Source organism: Gemmata sp. SH-PL17 (genome assembly GCF_001610855.1).
GTDB classification, from domain to species: domain Bacteria; phylum Planctomycetota; class Planctomycetia; order Gemmatales; family Gemmataceae; genus Gemmata; species Gemmata massiliana.
In genome coordinates, this window is record NZ_CP011271.1 from 3,064,818 (window position 1) to 3,086,621 (window position 21,804).

Consider the following 21,804-nt stretch of genomic DNA (forward strand, 5'->3'; position numbering starts at 1 on the left):
CGACTGCCTATTTCGTGGGCAGATTCGTTCACGTTCCCTCAAGCCCCGCATCAAACGAGCCGATACCGTTGTAACTCATACATACGGCACGGTTCGCCCATTTTCTGAGGTGAAGTGTCGAGCGAGTGATTTTCGCTCAAGTCGAGGAGGGGCAGTGCCGGCCGTTGTGCGCTTCGTGATCGTCACCGTTGTTACATTGTTCGTGGCACTTGCACCCGCACCCGCGCTCGCGCAACCGCAAGTGCCCGCCCCCGGCGCGTCTGGGGTCGTGCCAGACGGCGCCCCTCCTGCAAGTCCCGCCGGGGCCGCTCCTGTCACTCCCACCACGTCCTCGACGGCACCCACTGTTACGCTAACGCCCGAAGAGATCAAGAAGCTCGTCGAGCAGACCATCGCCGAGCGGGAGGAGAAGGCCAAGCAAGCGGAGGCCGAGAAGAAGGCCGAGAGTCAGCAAAAAAGCCGTAAGGTGACGGGCACCTGGAACAACGGGCTGACGTTCGAGACTGAGGATAAGGCGTTCCGGTTCAACGTCGGCGGGGTCACGCAGTTCGATATGGGCTGGTTCAACGTGGACAAGAACCAGAAGCGGTCGATCGGCACCCTGAACAACTTGGTCGATCCCGGGCGCACGCTCGACGACGGGATGGACTTCCGCCGCGCCCGGCTGCGCATGAGCGGCCTCGCGTGGGAGCAACTCGAATTCTTCGCGCAGTACGAGTTCGCCAACGGCACCGACCTGCGCCAGCGCACGCTCGGCATCCCGAACTCGGCGGGGATCGCCAACCCCCTGACGACGAACACCGACCCAGCCGAAACGGTCGGGTTCAACGAGGTGTACATCGGGCTGACCAAGCTCCCGGTGGTCGGGACCGTCCGCGTCGGGCGGCACCGGGAGAGCCTGAACTTCGTGACCGCCACGGCGGACAACAATCAGGTGTGGATGGAGCGCGGGCTGATGTTCGACGCCTTCAACGGGAACTACAACTTTTCCAACGGCATCACGGTCTCGCGCACGTTCCTCGACGACCGGGCCTACGCGCTGATCGGTCTGTTCGAGCAGAACTCTCAGAGCAACCGCCAGTTCTCGACCGTCGGCGACGGGAACTACGTGTACGACGCGCGGCTCACGTGCCTGCCCGTGTGGAACGAGAGCGAGCACCGCTGGGTCCACCTCGGGGTCGATTACAGTTACCGGAACCTGAACCAGGACAACGTCCGCGTGCGCGCCCGGCCCGACATCCGGATCGGGAGCGGGTTTCAGGTTCCAAACCTGTTCGACACCGGGAACATCTTCTCGCGGGACGCCCAGCAGATCGCCAACCTGGAGTTCGTGACCGCGCTCGGGCCGTGGACGATGGCCGCGGAAGGGACCGTGAGCACGATCACCAACGCCTACCTCGGTGGCCTGCCCGTCGGGAACCGGCTCCCGACCGGGGTCACGAGCCACGGCACGTATGTCGCGACCGGCGGGTACGTCGAGGTCATGCGGTTCCTGACCCCGGACCACCGCGGGTACGTCAAGGACCGGCCCGGCTACGCGCGCGTGACCCCGTCGCGCCGGTTCGTGTTCCTCGAAGGGGACGGCGGGCGCTGGCGGCTCGATACGGGGGCGTGGGAGGTCGGCGTCCGGTACGATTATGTGGACCTGACCAACAGCGGGATCAACGGGGGTATCGGCCAGGGCGTGACGGGCGCGGTCAACTGGTACCTGACGTCGAACGCGCGCATCCAGTTCAACTACAGTTGGATCCACCGCGGGTTCAACCCCGCGGACGCCGCGGGCCGTCAGAACGGCGACCTGCGCGCGTTTGGCGTTCGCTTCAACTGCGACTTCTAAAAACGCGCGCTCGCTGAATGAAAGAAGGATATTCCATCTTGGCAAAACTCGCGCCAATAGGTTACGTCCGAGCTTGGTGTGCCCCCAGTTCGCCAGTAACCGCGGTCAACCCCACTGTCATGCACAATCCGCCGGTTGCCACAAGCAAGTGGAGTAGCGCGACGACTGTGACGACCCGGCTCCGGCCCGCGGGTTCCTCGGGTTGGTGAAAGCGGCGGGGTGGGGAATCGGTATCCGTTGGTGCCGGGGCGTCACAGTTCGGACAGCGCGGGCCGTCCGGCGGTGAGACTTGCGGCAAGAAATACGGGGCGGCGCAGGCCGGGCAGCGAACGCGCATAATAAAGCGGTCCTCACTGGTGTTCGGGAGATTCTAACCCAACACCCGCGAACCAAGCGCTTGATTTGACACCTACTTGTGACTAACGTGTGGGTGACCGGCGAACCCGGTTCCCTGTCACCCGAAGGTTCCCGACATGGCGTCCGACGCGGACCTGACTAATGAGTTCTTCCAGGTCAAGCGGCACGGCGACGTCGCCGTAGTCGTGCCGTCGCCCCAAGTGGAAGATTTACCTGAAACGCTCCTCCAACCGGCCGCCGAGATGGTTCTCGCGCCGCTGAAGGAGGATCCGCCGAACAACATCATCGTGGACCTGTCCGCGGTCACGTATTTCGGCTCGGCGTTCATCACGTTCTTGTTGCGCTGTCACCACTTGTTGGCCGCGCGCGGGAGCGAACTGGTACTCGCCGGGGTGAATCCCAACATCCGCGAACTGCTGCGGATCACCAACCTGGAAATGTACTGGGCGCTCTACGACACCGCTGCGGAAGCGATTTCCGCCCTTGGCGGCAGCGATTGATTTGCTGGGACTGGGTGGAAGCACTGTCGCGGTGCCAAGCGCCGCGACAAATCACGTCGAATTCCTACTTCACGCGCTCGAACATTACTGCGCGCTTTCCGCGACTCACTTCGCGCCACTTGCCTGATGCGCTGAGCAAGTACTGCTCGATCGGCGGCTTGACTTTGGGTGGCGGATTCGTCATGACGATTGCACGCTCGAACCGGTATTTCGCTGCCCACTCTTCAAACACCGGGCCAAGTTCTTCGGGCGGCTTGCCGAGCGTATCCGAGTAGTTCTTGATCCACGAATCGCCGTATAGCTCACACCGGTCGTCCATGAAGATCTTCAGGTTCGGCGTGTGGTAGATGAGGTAGCCGCCGAGGTTCGCGTCGTTGAAAATCGGCGTACCATCCGGGACGCGGGCCGCGTACTCGGTGACGTCCTTCGTCATATCCGACGGAATGAAATCTGGATCGAGCCGTGCCCATCCGTGCCCGATTACGGGTACTTCTATGTGCTTTACTTGCAGTGCAAATGCGACCGCGACCAGCATCGCCGGAATCGCCAACCCCACCCACAGGGAACCGTCGCGTCTTGTGACTTCGGTGGGGTTCTCGGCGTCCCACGCGGTCGACCCGTCGCCGTGCTTAACAAGGAGCCGGTGCCAGATCGTGTGCTTCCACAGGTCCGTGATCGCGACCCCCGCACACACCGCAAACAGCGGACCCTGACGGATGCCCTTGAAGCTCAGCACGAACCACACGAGTGGAACGATCCACGACACGCGGGGCATTTTCGGGAGCGTTCCGGCGAGCATCACGATGTAGAACGCGCCCAACCCGATCACCGCCAGCCCGAGTGCCGAGGACGGGTCCATCGGCATGTGTTCGTTAATGACTTCGGGCAGCACCTTCGACCCGACGATGCGCTGCCAGATGCGGATCATTTCCAGGCCGTGCGGATTCACCAGCGGCGTCAGCCCGCACGCGATCACGATGCCCACGAGCAGGAACGCGGTGCGCCAACTAGTGATCGGCGACAGCGGACCTACCCCCCCCGCCCCCCTCCCTGAAGGGAAGGGGGAGAAAGAATTGTCCGCAGATGTAGTTTCAAACCCAGCGGGTTCGCGCGTCTGCTCCCCCTTCCCTTCAGGGAGGGGGGCGGGGGGGGTAGGTTCTGCCTCGAACCCCTCCCCAATCCCTCCCCTAAACGGAGAGGGGCTTAAAACCGACACGGAAGGTGTGACGTCGTTTGCATTTGGTTCGGTCCCCCCTTCCTTCTTAGGGAAGGGGGTTAGGGGGTTAGGTTGGCTTTGTTCTTCCCCAGATCCGCGCACCAAGAATAACAGCCCCCATCCCGCAACGGCTAACCCCAGCGTCATCGTGCCACCGAGTACACCGCCGTGGAGGTTCACCCACAGGACGTACAGCGGGACCAGCCCCGCCAGGCGCCAGATTGTGCAGCGCCCACGCTCGAAGTCGATGACGCACATCATCGTCCAACCGAGAAACGCGATGGTGAACATGTGCGGGCGGACGAAGTAGTGGAACGCACCGACGAACAGCACGCCGCCCACAACCACGCCCGCGAGAATCGGCCCCATCCCGCCTTGCACCGCGCGCCGAAATATGAGCGTGAACAGCAGCGTAACGCCGGTGGCAAATCCGAGGAGCATAACGTCGAGTCCGCCGACACGGTGCGCGAGTGCCATCAGCACTTCCGCGCCCCACTGTTGCGGCACCCAGCGCTCGCCTTCAAACGTGTAGCTGAACGGGTCTGTTTGTGGCATCCCGCGGTCGAGGATGATTTCGCCGACCTTCACGTGCCACAGCGCACCAGGGTCGTAAAACCCGCGGTCGCGGAACGCCACCATCAGGCCCAGCCATGTGAGCAGGAAGAACACCGTTTCGGGCCGAAACAATCGACGCAGCATGTGCGAGTAATTCCAGCGTGCGGAATGGTCCGCCACTAGCGTAGAACAGAATTCAGGCGGGAGTTGAGGAGAAAGGTCAGGCGCGAGGGGCGATTTCGGGGACGGGAAGTCGGCGAATGGCTTTCCAATCGATTTTTGCGACCCAGACGTGTTCTTCTGCGGAGAATAGCACCTCGCCGTTCGCTTCGAGTTCGTCGTCGTGAACGATCACATTCAGACCGTTGGCGAGACGAGTACCCAGACGCGCGAGGTCTTCAATCGTACCGGCGCAATTCAGCCGAACCCGGCCTTCCGGATCGGCGTTGTTGAAATCGGCGAAGATCGAAGGGATAGACATTATTCGTCCTAGCCCGTCCCCTGTGCGGGGTTCGGTTCCGTTGGTGTCAGTAAATCACTGATTTGCTCCGGTGTCAACCCGGTCAAGGTCGCGTGATTGGGGCTGCGCCCTCGTGTCCGAATCACATCACCACCAGCAGCACGAACGCGACCAACCGTCGTGACACCGATTTGGCCGTGAGGAATGCCCGCGGCTAACTCCTCCAACGTCAATCCCGTCGCAGACTCGACCGAAACACCGGTAACTCCGCTCGGGTGCGTCCCAGTGCTCTTGCGAACCTGTTCCGGTGTGTTCCGACCACCGCGAACGACAAGTGCGTGATCGGGAATGGGGTCCGATGCGCTTGGCTGCATCACGCACCACCCTTCCGCTTCTTGGTCGAAAGCTGAGGAGCAATGCTGGTCAGAACTAACTCGGCCCGATCGATCTTCTCATTCACCCGCTTAGAAATCTCAATTAGTAGGTCTGGTAGGGCGGCCAAGATGTCGATTTTTTCATCCCGCGTGCACTCCGACCATGCGCGGACAGTCTCTGTGAATGGTTTGCTACTTATATCACGCCGAATGAGGGCGATTCGGAACTTACTGTTGAGGCGACGGTACGATAGAAAATCTTCCCAGTCCGGGCTCTCCGCTTCAGCATCATACGCCCCGTAGCCGAGGCTTACCGAGGCGGGCACGCCAACGTTGGCCTCCTCAAGGAAGGCTTCCACATCTTTTAGAAGTTGTGCTGCCGCGTCCGTAGCAGCATTCAGCCGCTGTGTTGATGTGCGCAAACGCTCAATTGCCGCAGACAGTTCATCTGTCACGTGGGTACTCCCCAGAACCGGTTAGGCTATTCGCACCAGCTTCCGGCCCCGACTAGAGGCCGTCCGCTAACAGTGCTGGAGGTACTACCTCCAGCTCAAATCCTTTCAGGCGAGCATCGGCCTGTCAACCCAGCTACTATCCGATTGCACTCCTCGTCTCGCTGCGTCACACTGGCAAGCCAACCCGCCCGGTCCGCACCCCCTGGTGATCTCAATGACGCGCCTCGCTCCACTCACGTTGTTCGCATCGCTCGTGATTCTTCCGGCCCTTCCCGCAGCGGACGAGATCCCGGCCAACAAGCAGTACCAGGCGTTCGTTCAGAAGCAAGCCGCGGAGTTGCGAAAGAACGATAAGGCGCCCGCGGCCCTCGGTGAGTGGCAGAAGCAGGAAGCCGAGTTGCGCAAGAACTTATTCGCCGCGTGGGGCAGTGAGGCGTGCTTCCCGCCCAAACCATGCGATCTCAGTCCGCAGCAACACGGTGAACCGCTCAAACGTGACGGCTACACAGTTGAGAAACTCACGTTTCAAACGCGGCCCGGTGTCCGTATGACCGCGAACCTTTATGTGCCGGATAGCGCGAAGAAGAAACCCGCTCCTGCAATTCTGCAAGTTCACGGGCACTGGAAGGGCGCGAAGCAAGACCCGGTGGTGCAGTCGCGTTGCATCGGCGCGGCGAAGCTCGGGTTCGTTGTGCTGTGCGTGGATGCGTTCGGCGCGGGCGAGCGCGGCATCGGGACGGCTCTCGGCGAGTACCACGGAGAGATGACTGCCGCGACGCTGTTCCCGCTCGGCACGCCGCTGTCTGGGCTGCAAGTGTACGAGAACATGCGGGCCGTCGATTACCTCGAAACGCGCCCCGAAGTGGATAAGGACAAGATCGGCATCACGGGCGCGAGCGGCGGCGGTAACCAGACGATGTACGCGGGCGCGTGGGACAAGCGGTTCAAGTGCGTCGTGCCGGTGTGCTCGGTCGGCAATTATCAGGCGTACTTGCAGGCCGCGTGCTGTATGTGCGAGGTAGTGCCCGGCGCGCTAAAGTTCACCGAAGAGTGGGCCGTTCTCGGGCTGGTCGCGCCGCGGGCGCTCATGGTGATGAACGCGACGAAGGACGCCGTTCAGTTCTCGGTGGGCGAAGCGAAAAAGTCACTCGCGCTGACCGCCCCTGTGTTCAAGCTGTTTGACAAGCCGGACAACCTGCAACACGCGATTTTCGAGGGGCCGCACGACTACAGCAAGCCGATGCGCGAGGCGATGTACGGCTTTATGGCGCTTCACCTGAAGGGCGAGGGGAAGGGTGGTCCGATTCCGGAACCAAAGTTCGAGACAGAGAAACCGGAAGACCTGCGGTGCTTCCCCGGTGACACGCGACCGAAGGATTTCATGACGCTTCCGAAGTTCGCGGCGCAGGAGGGGAAGAAGTTACGCGACGGCAAACTGATGCCGTCCACAAAGGAAGAATGGGATCGGGAGGCCGAAGCCCGCCGAGCCGCGCTGTTGAAGCTCGTTCGCTCACCCGGCGATCTCAGCGCATACTGGCACTTGGCGCCACCAACTATCGCGCTCGATCCCGAAGAGGGAGTAAAGTTGTCGGGGCGTGTGGAAACGGGAGGGCTGACCGCGCCGGTGGTGGTTCTTCTGAACTTGGACGGTGCAGCCTCGGCGCAGAAGGGCGAACTGTACCGCGAACTGAAAAAATCGAGAGCCATTGTCGTTACGTTCGACCTCCGCGGAACCGGAACGCTGGCCGTTAGTGGCGATCGCATCGGGCGTGCGCCGGACCACAACTCTGCGGAGTGGGGGCTGTGGCTCGGCCGCCCACTACTGGAACAATGGTGTACCGACCTTCAGCGCGCGCTGACCGTACTCCGCGAAGGTGATGAGAGAGAAATTGTCGTCATTGGTGAAGGCCCGGCCGGACTGGTCGCGCTGTGTGCCGCGGCTACTGACAAGCGTATTACCAAAGCAGCGGCCGTGAACACGCTCGCCAGTTTCGTGACGGCTGAGCCGTACACCAATCAGCGCCTCGGTACGCTCGCGCCGGGTATCCTGCGCGACGTCGGGGATGTCGCGCACATCGCGGCACTGTCCGTGGGTAAGCGCGTGGTGATCGCGGGTGGCGTTTCTGTCGGCGGGCAATCCCTCAAGGTCGACGAACTCGTTCCCGCTTACGAACCCGCTTCGCGTGCGTTCAAGTTACTCGGTCAGGAGAAGGATTTCGTTCTCACGACGCCCGAGAACGTGGTGAAGGGGCTGGGATTCACTGCGACCGATGCGAAAGATGGGCCGATTTTCGAGCCCGGCGCCAAGCTCACGACATGCGCAGGGGACGGTGCTGCGGGCGAAGGGCCGGCGTGGGACGCGAAGTTCGGCGTGTTCACGAGCGGCGAGAAGGGGATTCACCAACTCACCCCGGACGGCGAGAAGAAAATCTGGCGCGAAAAGGCCGGAACCAACGGGTTGCTCTTCGACCGCGAAGGTAAGTTAGTGTGCTGCGAACCGGTATCGCGCTCGGTTTCGCGCATCGACCGCGACGGCAAGCGCACGGTGCTCACCGATGCGTTCGGTGGCAAGAAGTACAACCAGCCCAACGACCTCACCATCGACTCGAAGGACCGCATCTACTTCTCCGATCCGCGGTACGGCCCGCGCGACGACATGCAGCAAAAGGACGAGAAGGGGAACACGATCGAGGGCGTGTACCGCATCGATACCGACGGCAAGGTGAGCCGCGTCATCGGGCGCGAAGTGGAACGGGCGAACGGCGTGCTAGTTTCTGCCGACGACAAGTATCTCTTCGTCGCGGACAACAACAACGACACGGGCGGTGCGCGGAAGCTCTGGCGCTTCGATCTGAAAGCGGACGGCACCGTCGACCCCAAAAGTCAAAAACTCCTTCACGATTGGGGCAAGGGGCGCGGGCCGGATGGCGTGAAGCAGGACGCGAAGGGGCGGTTGTACGTCGCGGGTGGGTTGAACAAGCCCAACCCGCCGGCCGAACCCGCAACCGACGTTAAGGGTGGCATTTACGTGATCGACCCCGAGACGGGGAACCTGCTCGCGTTCGTCGGCGTGCCGACCGACGAAGTCACGAACTGTGCCTTCGGTGGTGACGACCTAAAGACGCTCTACATCACCGGTGGTGGCACGCTTTACAGCATCAAGACGACTACCGCCGGTCGCGTGCTATGGCCGAAGAAGTGAAGGGGCGAACGTGTGAGCGGGTGAAGGGGTGAGAAGACAGGAGTGTTGTGCTTTTCTTTTCACCCCTTCACCCGCTCACACGTTCGCCCCTTCACTTACTCAAAGTGGTTCTTGCTGCGTCATGCAGTGCAGGGTGCCCAAACCCCACACCAGATCGACGCAGCTAATTCCGACCACTTCGCACCCGGGGAACAGGTCCGCGAGCGTGCCCAGTGCGACGCGGTCGGCCGGGTCGTTGAATGTGGGCACGATCACCACGCCGTTCGCGATGTAGAAGTTCGCGTAGCTCGCGGGCAGGCGCGTACCATCGAAGATCAGAGGGCGCGGCATCGGGAGCGGCACCACTTCGAGCTTTGTGCCGTTCAAGTCGGTCATAGCTTCGAGTCGCTCGCGGTTCTCCTGGAGGATCGCGTAGTTCTCGTCCGCGGTGTTCGTTTCCACCACGGTCACAACGGTCCGCGCCCCCACAAACCGCGCGAGGTCGTCGATGTGCCCGTGCGTGTCGTCGCCCACGATCCCGCGATTCAGCCACAGCACCTTCTTCACGCCGAGGTAGTCCGCGAACACTTGCTCGTAGTCGGTACGCGAGAACGGTGGATTGCGCTCCTGCGTTTTGCTCAGCAGGCACTCTTCCGTTGTGAGCAGCAATCCGGCCCCGTTCACGTCGATGCTCCCGCCTTCGAGTACCACGCGGTGCCCGTTGTGGGTCGGTTGCAGACTCGGCACGTTCAGCTTCTGCGCGGCGAACGCGGGCACCAGATCGTCCCGCTGCCAGTCGGGGTACTTGGCCCAGGCGTTGAACCGCCAGTCGAGGGCGATGCGCTCGCCGGCAGCGTTGGTCACGAAGATCGGGCCAGAGTCGCGCAGCCAGGATCGGTCGGTGGGCAGTTCCCACAACTTCACGCGGCCCATATCCGCGTTCGCGCGCGAAAGTACATCGGCTGCGGAGTCTGCGTGTTTTGCGTCGGGGACGAGCAGGTTCACTGTCTCGTGCCGAGTGAGCGCGCGGACGATTTCCGCGTACACCCAGGGGATCGGTTCGAGGCGCCCCGGCCAGTCGGATTCGCGGTGCGGCCACCCGAGCCAGGTGGCCGCGTGCGGCTCCCATTCTGCGGGCATTCGGTATCCGTGTGCAGCGGGTTTATCGAGGGGTGTCGGTACCGTCATCGTGCGACCGTAAGGGGGATTTTCAGGCGATGTCGAAACGCTATGGGTATGTTTTAATTCCGCGCGAAACTTAGGAATTTCTTGCCGAACAGAACGATTCTGCTGGGAGCCGTTCTTGCGAGCCGGCCATAACACGGCTATAGTTCCTTAGCATCACGGACGAGTTACCCGGTGCTACGGGTGCGGTTGCAGGAGGCAGCATGTCGTCACGCTACGGCACGATTCTACTCGTTGAAGACGATCCCGACCTGCGCAGCACTCTCGAAACTCTTCTTCACAGCGCGGGTTACGAAGTTATCGCCACCGGTAACGGCCTCCGCGCAGTCGAATTGGCCTACGAGCACAAACCCACTGCAGCAATCGTTGACATGCTCCTGCCCGGTCAGAGCGGGTTCCAGGTTACACTCGCTCTGAAAGAGCGGTTCGGAGACCAGATCCGCGTCGTCATCATGTCCGGGTATACGTCCGAAGCTCACCAACACTACGCCTCTGCTGCTGGTGCTGAACAGTTCCTGCCGAAGCCGTTTGGTCCGAGCACGTTGTTAAACATCGTCGCCGCAATGTGCCCGCCGTGTCAAACGCCGGTCGTGAGCACGCGCCGCAAAGTGAAAATTGGGGTGTGAGGTACGTCGCTCGTTGATAGCTCACGAGTAGAACCGAACATCGCATTCTCAAATCCTGTCGATCCCGTTAATTCCGTCCGAAGTCGCCCCATTTTTTGCGAACGATAAGTCCTTGTGGGAACGGAGCTTTCTGGCGACAATCGCCGAGCCGCCCTACCGTCCCGCCGCGACCTTATCGAGAACACGTAATGCTTTCCCTCTCCCGACTGGGTGCGATCGCGCTCGTTGTTACCGTGATTTCGTTGCCCGCACGGGCCGCCGATCCAATCAAACACGGGTTCCTCGCTACGGGAGCGGAAACGTTCATCGTTGACGAATCTGGCAAGGTGACGTGGAAGTACCTGCACTCATCGCGCGACGGCTGGGTGCTTGAAAACGGCAACGTGTTGCTCGCGCTCTCGAAGAGCAAAACCTATCCGGGCGGTGGAGTTGCGGAGATCGACAAAGATGGCAAAGAAGTCTTTGCGTTCAAGGGAACGCAATCCGAGGTGAATACGGTTCAATCGCTCGGTGACGGGAACGTACTGCTCACCGAGGCCGGGGACAAACCGCGCATCCTCGAAGTGAACCATGACGGGAAGGTGCTCGCCGAAGTACCGCTGCAAGCGCAAACGAAGGATCACCACCTGCAAACGCGGATGACGCGCAAGCTCGCCAACGGCCACTACCTCGTGCCGCAACTCTTGGATCGCGTGGTGCGCGAATACGACCCGAAAGGAAAGATCGTGTGGGAGGTGAAGACCCCGCACATGCCGTTCACCGCGATCCGCCTGCCCGACGGCAACACGCTGATCGGCTGCACGCTCGGCAACTTGGTGATCGAAGTGAACAAGGACGGCAAAGAGGTGTGGCGCGTGACGAACGACGACCTGCCGAACAAGCCGATCAACGACGCCTGTGGCGTGCAGCGCCTGGAGAACGGCAACACGGTGATTACGAGCCACCACGCGACCGCCAAACAAACGAAACTCACCGAAGTGACGCGCGAGAAGAAGGTAGTGTGGACCTACACCGACGATCGCAAGAGCGGCATCCACCACTTCCAGATTCTGGACGCGCAGGGTAAGCCCGAAAAGCACCCGATGCGGTAGGGACGTGCCGACGAACTTCAGGGTAGTGGGTTGATCTCCACTTCGCCGCCCGGTACGACTTCGATTCGCAACTCGTGTCCGACCAAAAGCCCCATTCCCATCAGGGTTTCGGTGCCCACGGCCGACACGAGTATGGTTCGCCAGTTCCCGTCCCACTCGACCTCTGCCGCGAAGATATCGAACGAGTGGGACGATCCATCGGCGAATATCGCGCTGCCACCCGATTGGCGGGTCAGGCCCAGAGTTGTGACCGTTGCGGCCGGCAACGTGAGTGACCCGCTGAACCCCGAATCGACCACGGCATCGACACTTATCTCTGCCCCGTCCGGCCCGCGCAGGTGGAGTGTAACGACGGCTTCGCGGCGCGCGTTTACCACACCCCAGATCATTGGCCCCGTCCCATCCGGTAGGCTGCCATTTGACCGGCACGCATCAACCAGACTTCGGCCGTCGGTTTGCGGGTGCGCAATCGTGAGACGGCGGTGTAGTCGTCTTCATCGATCTCGAAATCCCCAGTCCCGACATCAACGGCAACGAACTTGCCATCGTCCTCGGGTCGAAGGGAGGATCGCACGCGGCGGTCGAATACTTCGGCGGCGAGGCGTGCAAGCTCTTCCGGATTACGGTGCGGCTCGGTAGTAGGCATGGGTAATTCCACTGTTTGCCGAGAGGCTCCGCTGCCGATGAACACAAGATGATTGTTATTCTACCCGATCCGAACGTGGCAGTATGGGAAGAAGCACTCACACACGGGAGCCAAGGGGGACAGTTTCATTCCCCCAGTCGATTTGCTTCCGCTGGATACCCTCCCCCGTGTGCGCTCTCATTTCGCCAATAATCGCCAACGCGCGATCTTCGTCGTGACCGTACCAGCGCAACAGCGCATACGCGACCATCCCAGTTCGGTGAATACCGGCCGAACAGTGGACGAGAATCGAGCGCCCCGCGTTGAGGCGCTCGGCGAGAGCCGGCAACGCCAACAAGATGGATTCGGCAGCGCTCCCGCGCGGGGGCTGTCCGTTTTCAAGTGGGAGCCACACCCATTCGAGGCCCGCGAGTTCGGCCAGTTTGCCGACCGCGGGGGCTCCCTCCCGGTGCGACAGCAGGGTCAGAATGCAGTCGCAACCAAAGGCCTTCAACTGCGATACGGCCCTCGCTCCGGGCCGGTGCCAGAGCGTGAGGCGCCCGTTTCCGAGCGAGATCCAGTTACAGCCAAAACTGGCACCATCCGTTTGGTCCGTCATCTCCGTACTCCAACCCGACGTGAGTTCGTGGAGTTCAGTGGGCGGTGAATTTGAGCCCCACGATTCCGCTCACGATGAGCAGTAAAAAGAGAGCACGCCAAGCGGTGATCGGTTCACTGAACAGGATGATGCCGAGGATGGCCGTTCCGACGGCACCGATGCCCGTCCAGACGACGTACCCCGTGCCGATCGGAATGGTCCGAACGGCCAGTGACAGGAACGCGAAGCTCACCGCCATCGCGGTGACGGTCAGTACACTCGGCCAGAGCTTCGTGAAGCCCTGCGTGTATTTCAGGCCGACGGCCCAGCAGATCTCAAAAATGGCTGCGATGAGAAGGTATACCCAAGCCATAACGCACCTTTGGCGTTAGTGGTGGGTCGTCCCTACCGAAGAGTTGGAAAACGTCGGGTCGTCCCGGCGTGTGGCGATTTGCCCAGTCATTCTACTCCCGCCGATCGGCAATTTCAACGATCCGGCCCCGTTTGAAGTGATTCTCAGGGGTAGCGGCCCTTCCCCTCGCGGCGTTAGAACTTTGGTTGGCCGCGCCGCAGCGCACCCGGACCGCCGCTCGCCGAACCGTTCTTTTCCGGCTGGGGTAGACGCGAGCCCCGCCTCTGGGGTAGGGTACGGATGTTTATTTGCGCTCGCGCCCCCGCGCCTTCCGAGGTTCATCGTGCCTGCCCCCGCTCCACTGCCGCCCGCATTGTTCGTCGCAGTCGCTAAGCACTGGGGGTTCTCGTCGCTCCGCCCGATTCAGGAACAGGCCATCCGCGCGTCACTCGCCGGGCGCGATTCGCTCGTCGTTATGCCCACGGGCGGTGGGAAATCGCTCTGCTTTCAGGCCCCGGCGGTCGTTCGCGGGGGGCTCACGGTCGTGATTTCACCGCTCATCGCGCTCATGAAGGACCAGGTCGATAACCTGACCCGCATCGGCGTACCGCGCAGCCCGGCTCGATAGTACGCTCAACGCGGCCGAACGCGCTTCCACCGCTGAAGGTACCCTCAACGGCACCACGCGAACTTCACCGGGTGCATCGACGAGTTCCTCCTCCTCCGTCGCGCGCTCACCGTCGAGGAGGTCGAGCGGCTCCACACGCAGGGCAGGCTTCCGCTTTAGGATGTCGCGCTCCGCTTCGAGGCCCCGGGCCGAGGCCAAGGGCGGCGGTTCTCCTTTTCGGGGGGGGGGCAGGCGGCCCGAACCGGGAGAGGGTTCAGCACTGCCTACGAGGAACGCCCTTCTTCCGGGGACAACGGGTTCGCGCCGGCCCGCGCCCCCGGCGACGGACCACTTTTGGTCGGTAATCGTCCTTTGATTCAGAGGGTACACCACTTTCCCGCTGCCCATCAACTGTTGGGAACTTCACTCGAGCTTGACCGCAACTTCGGGCTTCGATCCCAACCCCTTGGGATCGACCACAACGAGATCATCCGCTGTCAGACCGGATGCGATCTCGACTTCATTCTCGCTGTGCTGGCTGACTTTTACGAAGGTGAGCCGAGCTTTGCCGTCGCGATACACGTACACACCGTGCGAACCTGCGGGCCGTTCCTTCGGTCCCTCGGTAATCGCGCTGAGTGGCACGCGAAGCGCGTCCGCCGGCCCTTTTCCGAGGGTCAGCGTGACCTCACCGATCATGCCCGGTCGGATGTCGTTGGTCGCAGCCGGGACATCGACCTCGACGCGCATCGTCGCCGTCTTCGGATCAACCGCGAACCCGATCCGCGAGATCTTTTCACTGATGCGTACCCCGGGCCGCGAGGGAAACGTGACAACCGCAACGACACCCACTGTAGCGCGAGCCACTTCCGATTCGGGGATCGCTGTCACGAGCCGCACGCGGTCCACGCGCGTGAGGGTAAACAATGCTCGGTCGGCGTCTCGTTCAGTGGGGCGCACGTGGTCGCCGGCGGAGGCGTTCTGCCGGGTCACGACCCCGTCGAACGGGGCCACGATTTTGGTTTGAGCCAATGCGAATCTGGCTTTTTCCAGTGCGAGGTGGGCGGCTTCGATGGTGGTTTTAGCGGCACCCACATTGGCTTCGGCTTGAAGCAGCTTGCTCTGCTTCACGGTGATGTCACTTTTCGCGCTTTCAACGGCTACCGTCGCACCTTCAAATTGGGCTTCGGCTGTACGCAAACGCAGTTCGGCATCAGAAGCGTCCGATGTAATTGGCCCTGAAATTTTGACGGTCATCTCATACTTTTTCTTCCAGATAACGAGGGCAGCTTTGGCTCCGGCTTCTTCGGTTTCGCGCTGTTTCACGACGAGCTTGGCGGTGTTGATTACTGCTCTGGCAGCGGGGAGGCCGGCTTCGGCCTCGCTGAGTAAACCTTTCGCCTGTTCAACACTGATCAGTGCCTGACGCTCTTCCAGTGTGAGTGCCGGCGCATCGATTTCGGACAGGAGTTGACCACGTTTGACGTGATCGCCGAGGTTCACGTTGACCCTCTTCAACGTTCCTGCGGTCGTGGCAAACAAATCGGCTTGTTGGAGCGGCTCGACGCTGCCGATGTGCCTGGAGATTCGGTCTAGTCCGCCGCGCTGCGGTTGAACGACCCGAACAACGGGAGCGGCCGGGGCTTTCTGCGCGCCTCCAACTTTCGCCTTCGGCGGTTGGTTCGGTTCCTCTTCGGGGCCGGCGTTCGGTGCGGCGAACACGCCGCCGACCGCGAGAAGACCCAGGGCAAACAAGAGAGCGAGGGATTTGAGCTTGGTCGCGTGCATGGTTCGGATCACTCCTTCCGCGATCGTGGCGGGTCGAGCGGTGAGCGGGGCTGTTGGGCGCCGGGTTGCGAAACCGGGCGCAGCGTGAACGGTGGAATCAATGAGTGCGGTCAGTGCGGACACGGTCGCCGCGCTTTCGGCGCACGCACTCAGCACGGTGACGACGAGTGCCGGAGCGAACCCCCGGTGGGTCAGGCGCTCCCGGAGGCGCTCGCGTGCGCGCGTCAATCGCGAGGAGACGGTTCCGGGCGGGCACCCGATCAGGCGCCCCGCTTCTTCGCCGGTTTTACCTTCCAAACAGCAGAGGACGAACGCGACCCGGTGCCGCTCCGGTAACTTCGCGACTTCCTCGTCCAGCACGCGCTCCAGTTCTCGCGCGTTCGGGTCAGCTGATGGGGCGGGGAGAAGGTCGGGGTTCGCGTCCGTGTGCGTCGCGCGGCGGAGTCGGTCCGAACGGACCCGAACCGCGGCCCGGTACGCGATCCGGTAGAGCCACCCTGCGAGCACTTCCGCCCGCGCAACCGAGGCCGCCTTGCGCGCGAGCACCAGGAACGTGGCCTGGAACGCATCGTCGGCGTCGTTCGGGTCCGTGAGCACGCGGCGGCAGACCGCGAGGACCATCGGCGCGTGCCGGCGAACGAGTAGCTCGAACGCGACCTCGTCGCCCGTGCTGATGAACCGCGCGAGCAGGTCCGCGTCGACCGGTGGACCGGTCGGGCTGAGAGCCGGGATTCGGGGTAATCGGCGCGGTCCGTGGCTCACAGGGTGTCCTCGGGGTCTTCACCGTAGTAGAGCCACGGACGGGCACGAGTTCTCCATCTTTTTCTGCGCGGCCGTAAAGTTTGGAGAATTCCGGAGCCGACGGTTTCCCAAATGTTGTGGCGAACGTGCCACGCGAACCGCGTTGTGGCGGGGCGGTCGGTCCTCGCTAAAAAAGCTCGAAGCGTTCCGTTTTTCTCACCTCCAGAGAACCAGATGCCCATTCCAATTTCGTGCCCGGGCTGCGAGGCCCGGATCAAAGCGCCCGATGCCGCGGCCGGGAAGGTCGTTCGCTGTCCGAAGTGCCAGGGGCGGATTCCGGTCCCGGCAACCGAGCCGGCATTTGAAGTCGTCGACGAACCCGATGACGAACAAGACGACGAACCCGTCCGCCCGAAGCGGAACCCGAAATCGGCCCGCTCGTTGAAGAAGCAGAAACCGACCAAGTCCGGTGCGCCCGTGCTCCTTCTGGTTGGTGTCGGTGTGCTTGTTTTGGGACTGGGCGCTGGGGCGGTGTACTGGTTCGGGATCAGGGACAATAAACCGGTCGCCGAGATCCGTTCCGCTTCGCCGTCGCCAGCGCGCCCGGACTCTGCCGGGGGCGTCAGCGCTCCGGTTGCGGCACCGGACCCGAAATTGGAGAGCCAACTCGCAGCCTATTCAGATGTGTCCAGCTATCAAATCCGGCCGCCAGTCGGTTACACCGCATTGGCGGCCCAACCCCCAGAGGGAATGCTGGCATGGGCATGGGCCGGTGCGCGGCGAGCCGACGGCACGGCCGCGAGTTTGACGGTGATGGTGGCCACTCCACCCCCGGGAGCGGGAGACAAGTCCGTTGAGGAATTCCTCAGTACCATGCTGCGCGGCATCGAACAGCGGCGGACAAACTGGGAACAGTCGCCGGCCGAGAAGTTCACGGTGAACGGGCTGACGATGCACCGGGTACGGTGGTCCGGGACGGACTCCAGAACCGGCAAAGCCATGCGCGGATTCATTTACGTTGCCAAGCACGAGGGCCGGTACATCCAGGTCGCCAGTCAAGACGTTGATCCGGGGCACGAGGCGGATTTAGCGCTAACCGAGGCCGCGGCGCTCAGTTTCCGCAAGAAGTGATTCGTGATAGCCGATCGCAGTGCTGTCAGTCGAAGTGCCTCTCCGAATCACAACTCTCACCTCTCCCAACTCCTTCACCAAGGTGGGTGACGCCTCACGGCCCGCCGGCACGTGCCAGAAAACGGTCACATCTCGTTTCGCATGGGCAATTGCGCACCGCGTGGAGGGAAAATTCGCCATCCTGCGCCGAGAAACTGATCTCCGCCCCCCGCGCATCCGATGAATCTCTTGCCACCTCTCGAATCGACTAATCTTACCACCCGCGCGAGTTCGATCAGATCCCTAGTTCGGACTCGCATTCGGCCAGAGCCGGGTGCAGGACGGCGTTCCAATTGTCGGAGGGGACCATGCGCACGACGCGCCGGGTATGGGTACGGCTCGCGAGCGGCGTTCTCGGAACCGCACTCGCGACGACCGTAGTGGCTCAGCCCCCCAAGAGCGACCAGCCGCCCAAAAAGGACGGGCCGGCGGAGAAGGGCGCTCAACCCAAGCCCGCGATCGATCCGCCCCCGGGAACGATCCTCGCGCCCGGCGAAGTGCCGATCGACCTCGCGAGCGCGCTGCGGCTCGCGGGTGCCGAGAATCCAGAATTGCTGCTCGCGCGCCAGCGGATCGCCGAAGTCACGGCCGCCCGCCAACTTGCGGCGGCCCAAATCCTTCCGAACCTCAACGTCGGGACCAACTACGACTCCCACCGTGGAACACTCCAGCAGTCCACCGGGAGCATGTTGCGTGTGGACCGCGATTCGCTTTACCTCGGGCTCGGTGCGAACGCGATCGGCTCCGGCACGGTCAACATTCCCGGCCTCAACTACAACCTGAACATCGGTACGAGCTGGTACGGGTTCCTCGCCTCGCGCCAGCGCGTCACGACGGCGAACGCGGTCGCCGACGCCGTGCGCAACGACGTGCTCCTGCGGGTTTACTCCGCGTATCTCGATCTGCTCCGGGCCGAGGGGCGCCGGGCGATCGCGGTGAAGAACCGGACCGAGGGCGCGGAACTCGCCCGGATCACGGACGCCTACGCCAAGTCGGGGCAGGGGCGGAAGGCCGACGCCGACCGCGCTGCGGTGGAACTCCGGCGCCGCGACGCGGATCTTACACAGGCTGAAGCCGACACTCTCACCAGTTCCGCGCGCCTGTGTCAGTTGCTCAACCTCAACCCGTCCACGCGACTCAAACCGGTCGACGGCTGGGTCGTGCCCGCGCCGCTCGTTCCGGACCCGACGCCGCTCGCGGACCTGCTCGCGGTCGCGCTCATGCAGCGCCCGGAACTCGCCGCGCGCCGGTCCGAGGTGCGCGAGATGCTCTACGAACTGTCGCTCGCGAAAGTGCTGCCATTCTCGCCGAACGTGATCCTCGGTTTCAGTGCCGGTGGGTTCGGTGGCGGGAGTGACCTGGTGAGCACGCCCCCCGGTGTGACGGGCAGTAACGGGCAACTCGCGCCACGCTTCAGCAACCTGGACGGTCGCGCGGACTTCGACGTGGTGGTGTTCTGGACGTTCCGCAACTTGGGGGTCGGGAACGTCGCTCTCGTGCGTGCCGCGGACAGCCGCGTGAAGCAGATGCGGTTGCGCGAACTCGAAACGGTGAACCTCGTGCGGGCGCAGGTCGCCGAATCGCACGCGCGAGTGGGTGCCCGGTTCCTCCAGATCGATGCCACCGAGAAAGCCGTGCGCGCGAGCACCGAGGCGTATTCCGAAGACTTCACACGCATCAAGGCCGGCGCCGGGTTACCGCTCGAAGCGATCGACAGCTTGCGGCTGTTGGGTCGGTCGCGGTACGAGTACCTGGATACCATCGTTGATTACAACCGTGCCCAGATCCAGCTCTGGGTTTCGCTGGGTCAACCGCCCGCGAACGCGCTTGCTCGGCCCGTTCCGGCCGAACTCGTACCGCCCCCGGTGATCGAAGTTCCGCCCGGTCCGCGGCCTTTCCCTGTTCCTCCCACGCTGCCGAAGTCGCTCCCGGTCAAACCGTGACGGCGCGGCACAGAACAGCCCTTGTGGGAGGATGGTAATGGATCGTGTTCGCTTGAAAATGAGGCTGGCGGTACTGGGCGCTGGGACCGCGCTGACAGTCGGTTGTCAGTCGCTTGATGCGCCGGTTCCAGAACAGCCGGCCCAACGTGGGCCGATCTACCCGGGTGTACCCGCGCCGGGCGCTTCGGCCGCACGACCGGCGCCCGCGCCTCGGTCCGAAGGCACTGCCGTTTCGGTGACCGCGTCCCCGGTTCGACCGAGCCCGGTGGTTCCGGCTGCCGCAACAACTTCCCGGGTGTCGAAGCCGCCCGTTCAGAACGCGCGATTTGAACAGCCCGACGCGCTCCCAGCCGTACCCGCTCCGGCTGCTGCTGCCCCTTCCGCCCCTCAAGCGCAGCACGAGAACACGTTGGATCTTGGGGTCGCGTTGCGCCTGGCCGGAGTCGAGAACCCGACGATCAACCTGGCCCAAGAGGTCGTCCGCGAAGCGCTCGCGAACCAGCTCGCGGCGCGGTCGCTGTTACTGCCGGATATCAGTGCCGGAACTAACCTCCGGTTGCACCGCGGCGCATTCCTTTCGGCTTCGGGTTTGGTGCGCACGGTCGACCTTCAGAGTCTCTACCTCGGGTTCGGGTCGGGGGCGATCGGGTCGGGGCCGCCCGTCGTGCCCGGGGTGCGGATGTTCGCGCACCTCGGCGACGCCGTCTACGAGCCACTCGCCGCGCGCCAGCGGGTCGCGGTGCGCCGGTCCGAATCCCAGGCGATTCAGAACGCGATCCTGCTTGATGTCGCGGCCGGGTATTTGGAACTCGTAGGGGCCGAGAGCCGGGTCGATATTCTCCGCCGCGGGGAAACGGACCTGGGCGAACTCACCCGGCTGACCGCGGTTCACGCGAAGGCGGGGCAGTACCGCGCATCCGATGCGAAGCGGGCCGAAACGAACCTCGAACTGCTCCGGCGCGACCTCCGGCGCGCGGAAGAAGACGTCGCGGTCGCGTCCGCGCGGCTGTGCCGGCTGCTCAACCTCGACCCGTCCGTGCGGCTTCGTACTCCGGGCGGGAGCGTGCAACCGATCCGACTGATTCCCGAAGACGCGGACCAAGAACCGCTCATTGCGAACGCGCTGCAATCGCGCCCCGAAGTGTTCGCACGCGGCGCGGCGGTCACAGAAGCCCAGACCCGCGTGCGCCAGGAGCATGTTCGCCCGTGGTTGCCGACGCTCTCGGTCGGTTACAGCTACGGTGGCTCGGGGGGCGGGAGCAATCTGGCGACGTCCGACTTCAGCCCCATTCGCGGGCGCTCGGATTTCGACGTGCTCGCGGTCTGGAGCGTGCAGAATCTCGGGTTCGGGAACCGGGCGCGGGTGCGCGGGGCGGACGCGGCCCTCGGTGCGCGGATCGCCGGTTACGATTTGATGACGAACCAGATCCGCCGGGAAGTGTCCGAGGCGCTCGCGAACGCGCGGGCCGCATCCACGCAGATCAAGACCGCGGAAGAGGCCCTCGTGATCGCGGAAGAGGGCTTCAAACTCGAAATGGAGCGCATCAAACAGGCGCAGGGGAGGCCGATCGAGATCATCGACAGCTTCCGCCAACTCCTCGAATCGCGCCAGGAACTGCTCCGTGCGGTGGTCGCGTTCAACGTCGCTCAGTTCCGACTCTTCGTGGCCATCGGCAACACACCGCAGTCGTGAGATGGATTGGGTGACGCTGCTCATCACCCAATCTACCAGCACACTTTCGATGAGTGTCTTGATGAGGTCGCCACGGCCTCGGGCACTCGCCACCATTCAAGACGCCAAAGTTTCACAAGCACAAGCGCCCGGTTGCGGCGCGTACTGCGTGGCGACTCGGGATGGGGGGATTTCCCGAAATCGAGTTATGCGGCTTTATTCTTTTGTTCACTATGTTAGAATATGGGAAGTGCAGCCGGCTGGGTGAGCCTCATAGAAATCGAAGATGAAGTGGAATCTTCAAAAATCGTGTCGCCGAGTAACAAAATGCGTCTGCGGCGCTGAGTGATGTTAGCCGAATGTTAGCCGTTTGGGGGCAGATTTGGACCCACAGCCGGGTGTATTTGGAGTTTAAGTCACGGACTCATCGGCATTTGGCACGCGCCGGGAGACGGAGCCGACTGTTCTGGC

Annotated in this window: 18 protein-coding genes; 9 read left to right on the top strand and 9 right to left on the bottom strand. The window is 62.9% G+C overall.

The genetic code is table 11. The features are described 5' to 3' along the window. Positions 1-154 precede the first annotated feature (154 nt). Together VT84_RS12700 and VT84_RS12705 are read left to right on the top strand one after the other, a co-directional pair. Positions 155-1,837 (top strand): OprO/OprP family phosphate-selective porin, encoded by a 1,683-nt coding sequence (locus VT84_RS12700; RefSeq protein ID WP_082839786.1) that lies wholly within the window; start codon positions 155-157, stop codon positions 1,835-1,837. Positions 1,838-2,310: 473 nt separating this feature from the next. Further along, positions 2,311-2,694, top strand: coding sequence for an STAS domain-containing protein (locus VT84_RS12705; RefSeq protein ID WP_082839787.1), 384 nt, complete (start codon positions 2,311-2,313; stop codon positions 2,692-2,694). Positions 2,695-2,758: 64 nt separating this feature from the next. Here VT84_RS12705 and VT84_RS12710 read toward each other — a convergent pair whose 3' ends face one another. The 3 genes from VT84_RS12710 to VT84_RS12725 form a co-directional block, all read right to left on the bottom strand. Next, positions 2,759-4,609 (bottom strand): hypothetical protein, encoded by a 1,851-nt coding sequence (locus VT84_RS12710; RefSeq protein ID WP_082839788.1) that lies wholly within the window; start codon positions 4,607-4,609, stop codon positions 2,759-2,761. A gap of 76 nt (positions 4,610-4,685) precedes the next feature. Then, entirely contained in the window at positions 4,686-4,946 is a 261-nt protein-coding gene (locus VT84_RS12715; protein WP_082839789.1) for a hypothetical protein, read from the bottom strand. A 352-nt stretch (positions 4,947-5,298) separates the two neighbouring features. Then, complete coding sequence (locus VT84_RS12725; RefSeq protein ID WP_157469472.1) at positions 5,299-5,754, bottom strand: hypothetical protein; 456 nt, start codon at positions 5,752-5,754, stop codon at positions 5,299-5,301. Positions 5,755-5,968: 214 nt separating this feature from the next. On the opposite strand from VT84_RS12725, the gene VT84_RS12730 reads away from it, so the two are divergent. Next, entirely contained in the window at positions 5,969-8,956 is a 2,988-nt protein-coding gene (locus VT84_RS12730) for an SMP-30/gluconolactonase/LRE family protein (protein ID WP_082839792.1), read from the top strand. 99 nt (positions 8,957-9,055) lie between these two features. Here VT84_RS12730 and VT84_RS12735 read toward each other — a convergent pair whose 3' ends face one another. Then, positions 9,056-10,075, bottom strand: coding sequence for an agmatine/peptidylarginine deiminase (locus VT84_RS12735; protein ID WP_239465828.1), 1,020 nt, complete (start codon positions 10,073-10,075; stop codon positions 9,056-9,058). Positions 10,076-10,323: 248 nt separating this feature from the next. Here VT84_RS12735 and VT84_RS12740 point away from each other — a divergent pair, with 248 nt between their 5' ends. Beyond that, the gene (locus VT84_RS12740) at positions 10,324-10,746 is read left to right on the top strand and encodes a response regulator (protein ID WP_052558454.1); all 423 of its coding nucleotides are present in this window, start codon (positions 10,324-10,326) and stop codon (positions 10,744-10,746) included. 188 nt (positions 10,747-10,934) lie between these two features. Further along, positions 10,935-11,837 (top strand): PQQ-like beta-propeller repeat protein, encoded by a 903-nt coding sequence (locus VT84_RS12745; RefSeq protein ID WP_239465829.1) that lies wholly within the window; start codon positions 10,935-10,937, stop codon positions 11,835-11,837. A gap of 17 nt (positions 11,838-11,854) precedes the next feature. Here the strand turns inward: VT84_RS12745 and VT84_RS12750 are convergent, their stop codons facing one another. The 4 genes from VT84_RS12750 to sugE all read right to left on the bottom strand — a co-directional run bounded on the left by VT84_RS12750 (position 11,855) and on the right by sugE (position 13,433). Further along, positions 11,855-12,226: a hypothetical protein gene (locus VT84_RS12750; RefSeq protein ID WP_082839794.1), complete on the bottom strand. Its 372-nt coding sequence runs from the start codon at positions 12,224-12,226 to the stop codon at positions 11,855-11,857. Next, positions 12,223-12,483, bottom strand: coding sequence for a hypothetical protein (locus tag VT84_RS12755; protein ID WP_082839795.1), 261 nt, complete (start codon positions 12,481-12,483; stop codon positions 12,223-12,225). The genes VT84_RS12750 and VT84_RS12755 overlap by 4 nt, the downstream gene beginning before the upstream one ends. Before the next feature lie 97 nt (positions 12,484-12,580). Beyond that, the gene (locus tag VT84_RS12760) at positions 12,581-13,081 is read right to left on the bottom strand and encodes a tyrosine-protein phosphatase (RefSeq protein ID WP_082839796.1); all 501 of its coding nucleotides are present in this window, start codon (positions 13,079-13,081) and stop codon (positions 12,581-12,583) included. 34 nt (positions 13,082-13,115) lie between these two features. Beyond that, a complete protein-coding gene (gene sugE / locus VT84_RS12765) occupies positions 13,116-13,433 on the bottom strand; it encodes a quaternary ammonium compound efflux SMR transporter SugE (RefSeq protein WP_082839797.1) in 318 nt (105 codons plus the stop codon). Between the two features lie 322 nt (positions 13,434-13,755). Between sugE and VT84_RS38470 the strand changes: the two genes are divergently transcribed. Continuing rightward, entirely contained in the window at positions 13,756-14,040 is a 285-nt protein-coding gene (locus VT84_RS38470) for a DEAD/DEAH box helicase (RefSeq protein WP_239465830.1), read from the top strand. Between the two features lie 402 nt (positions 14,041-14,442). Here VT84_RS38470 and VT84_RS12775 read toward each other — a convergent pair whose 3' ends face one another. Further along, positions 14,443-16,569 carry an efflux RND transporter periplasmic adaptor subunit gene (locus VT84_RS12775; protein ID WP_082839798.1) on the bottom strand — a complete coding sequence of 709 codons (2,127 nt, stop codon included), beginning with the start codon at positions 16,567-16,569 and terminating at the stop codon, positions 14,443-14,445. A gap of 213 nt (positions 16,570-16,782) precedes the next feature. Between VT84_RS12775 and VT84_RS12780 the strand changes: the two genes are divergently transcribed. The 3 genes from VT84_RS12780 to VT84_RS12790 all read left to right on the top strand — a co-directional run bounded on the left by VT84_RS12780 (position 16,783) and on the right by VT84_RS12790 (position 21,354). Further along, complete coding sequence (locus VT84_RS12780; RefSeq protein ID WP_157469473.1) at positions 16,783-17,679, top strand: hypothetical protein; 897 nt, start codon at positions 16,783-16,785, stop codon at positions 17,677-17,679. Positions 17,680-18,026: 347 nt separating this feature from the next. Then, positions 18,027-19,661 (top strand): TolC family protein, encoded by a 1,635-nt coding sequence (locus tag VT84_RS12785; protein ID WP_082839799.1) that lies wholly within the window; start codon positions 18,027-18,029, stop codon positions 19,659-19,661. Between the two features lie 37 nt (positions 19,662-19,698). Next, the gene (locus VT84_RS12790) at positions 19,699-21,354 is read left to right on the top strand and encodes a TolC family protein (protein WP_157469474.1); all 1,656 of its coding nucleotides are present in this window, start codon (positions 19,699-19,701) and stop codon (positions 21,352-21,354) included. Positions 21,355-21,804 lie beyond the last annotated feature (450 nt).

Bases quoted from the DNA above. Each gene is read 5' to 3' on its own strand.
- VT84_RS12730 (WP_082839792.1), top strand. From the start codon at position 5,969: ATGACGCGCCTCGCTCCACTCACGTTGTTCGCATCGCTCGTGATTCTT.
- VT84_RS12745 (WP_239465829.1), top strand. From the start codon at position 10,935: ATGCTTTCCCTCTCCCGACTGGGTGCGATCGCGCTCGTTGTTACCGTG.
- VT84_RS12705 (WP_082839787.1), top strand. From the start codon at position 2,311: ATGGCGTCCGACGCGGACCTGACTAATGAGTTCTTCCAGGTCAAGCGG.
- VT84_RS12715 (WP_082839789.1), bottom strand. From the start codon at position 4,946: ATGTCTATCCCTTCGATCTTCGCCGATTTCAACAACGCCGATCCGGAA.
- VT84_RS12710 (WP_082839788.1), bottom strand. From the start codon at position 4,609: ATGCTGCGTCGATTGTTTCGGCCCGAAACGGTGTTCTTCCTGCTCACA.
- VT84_RS12760 (WP_082839796.1), bottom strand. From the start codon at position 13,081: ATGACGGACCAAACGGATGGTGCCAGTTTTGGCTGTAACTGGATCTCG.
- sugE (WP_082839797.1), bottom strand. From the start codon at position 13,433: ATGGCTTGGGTATACCTTCTCATCGCAGCCATTTTTGAGATCTGCTGG.
- VT84_RS12780 (WP_157469473.1), top strand. From the start codon at position 16,783: ATGCCCATTCCAATTTCGTGCCCGGGCTGCGAGGCCCGGATCAAAGCG.
- VT84_RS12735 (WP_239465828.1), bottom strand. From the start codon at position 10,075: ATGCCCGCAGAATGGGAGCCGCACGCGGCCACCTGGCTCGGGTGGCCG.
- VT84_RS12755 (WP_082839795.1), bottom strand. From the start codon at position 12,483: ATGCCTACTACCGAGCCGCACCGTAATCCGGAAGAGCTTGCACGCCTC.
- VT84_RS12750 (WP_082839794.1), bottom strand. From the start codon at position 12,226: ATGATCTGGGGTGTGGTAAACGCGCGCCGCGAAGCCGTCGTTACACTC.
- VT84_RS12785 (WP_082839799.1), top strand. From the start codon at position 18,027: ATGCGCACGACGCGCCGGGTATGGGTACGGCTCGCGAGCGGCGTTCTC.
- VT84_RS12740 (WP_052558454.1), top strand. From the start codon at position 10,324: ATGTCGTCACGCTACGGCACGATTCTACTCGTTGAAGACGATCCCGAC.
- VT84_RS12790 (WP_157469474.1), top strand. From the start codon at position 19,699: ATGGATCGTGTTCGCTTGAAAATGAGGCTGGCGGTACTGGGCGCTGGG.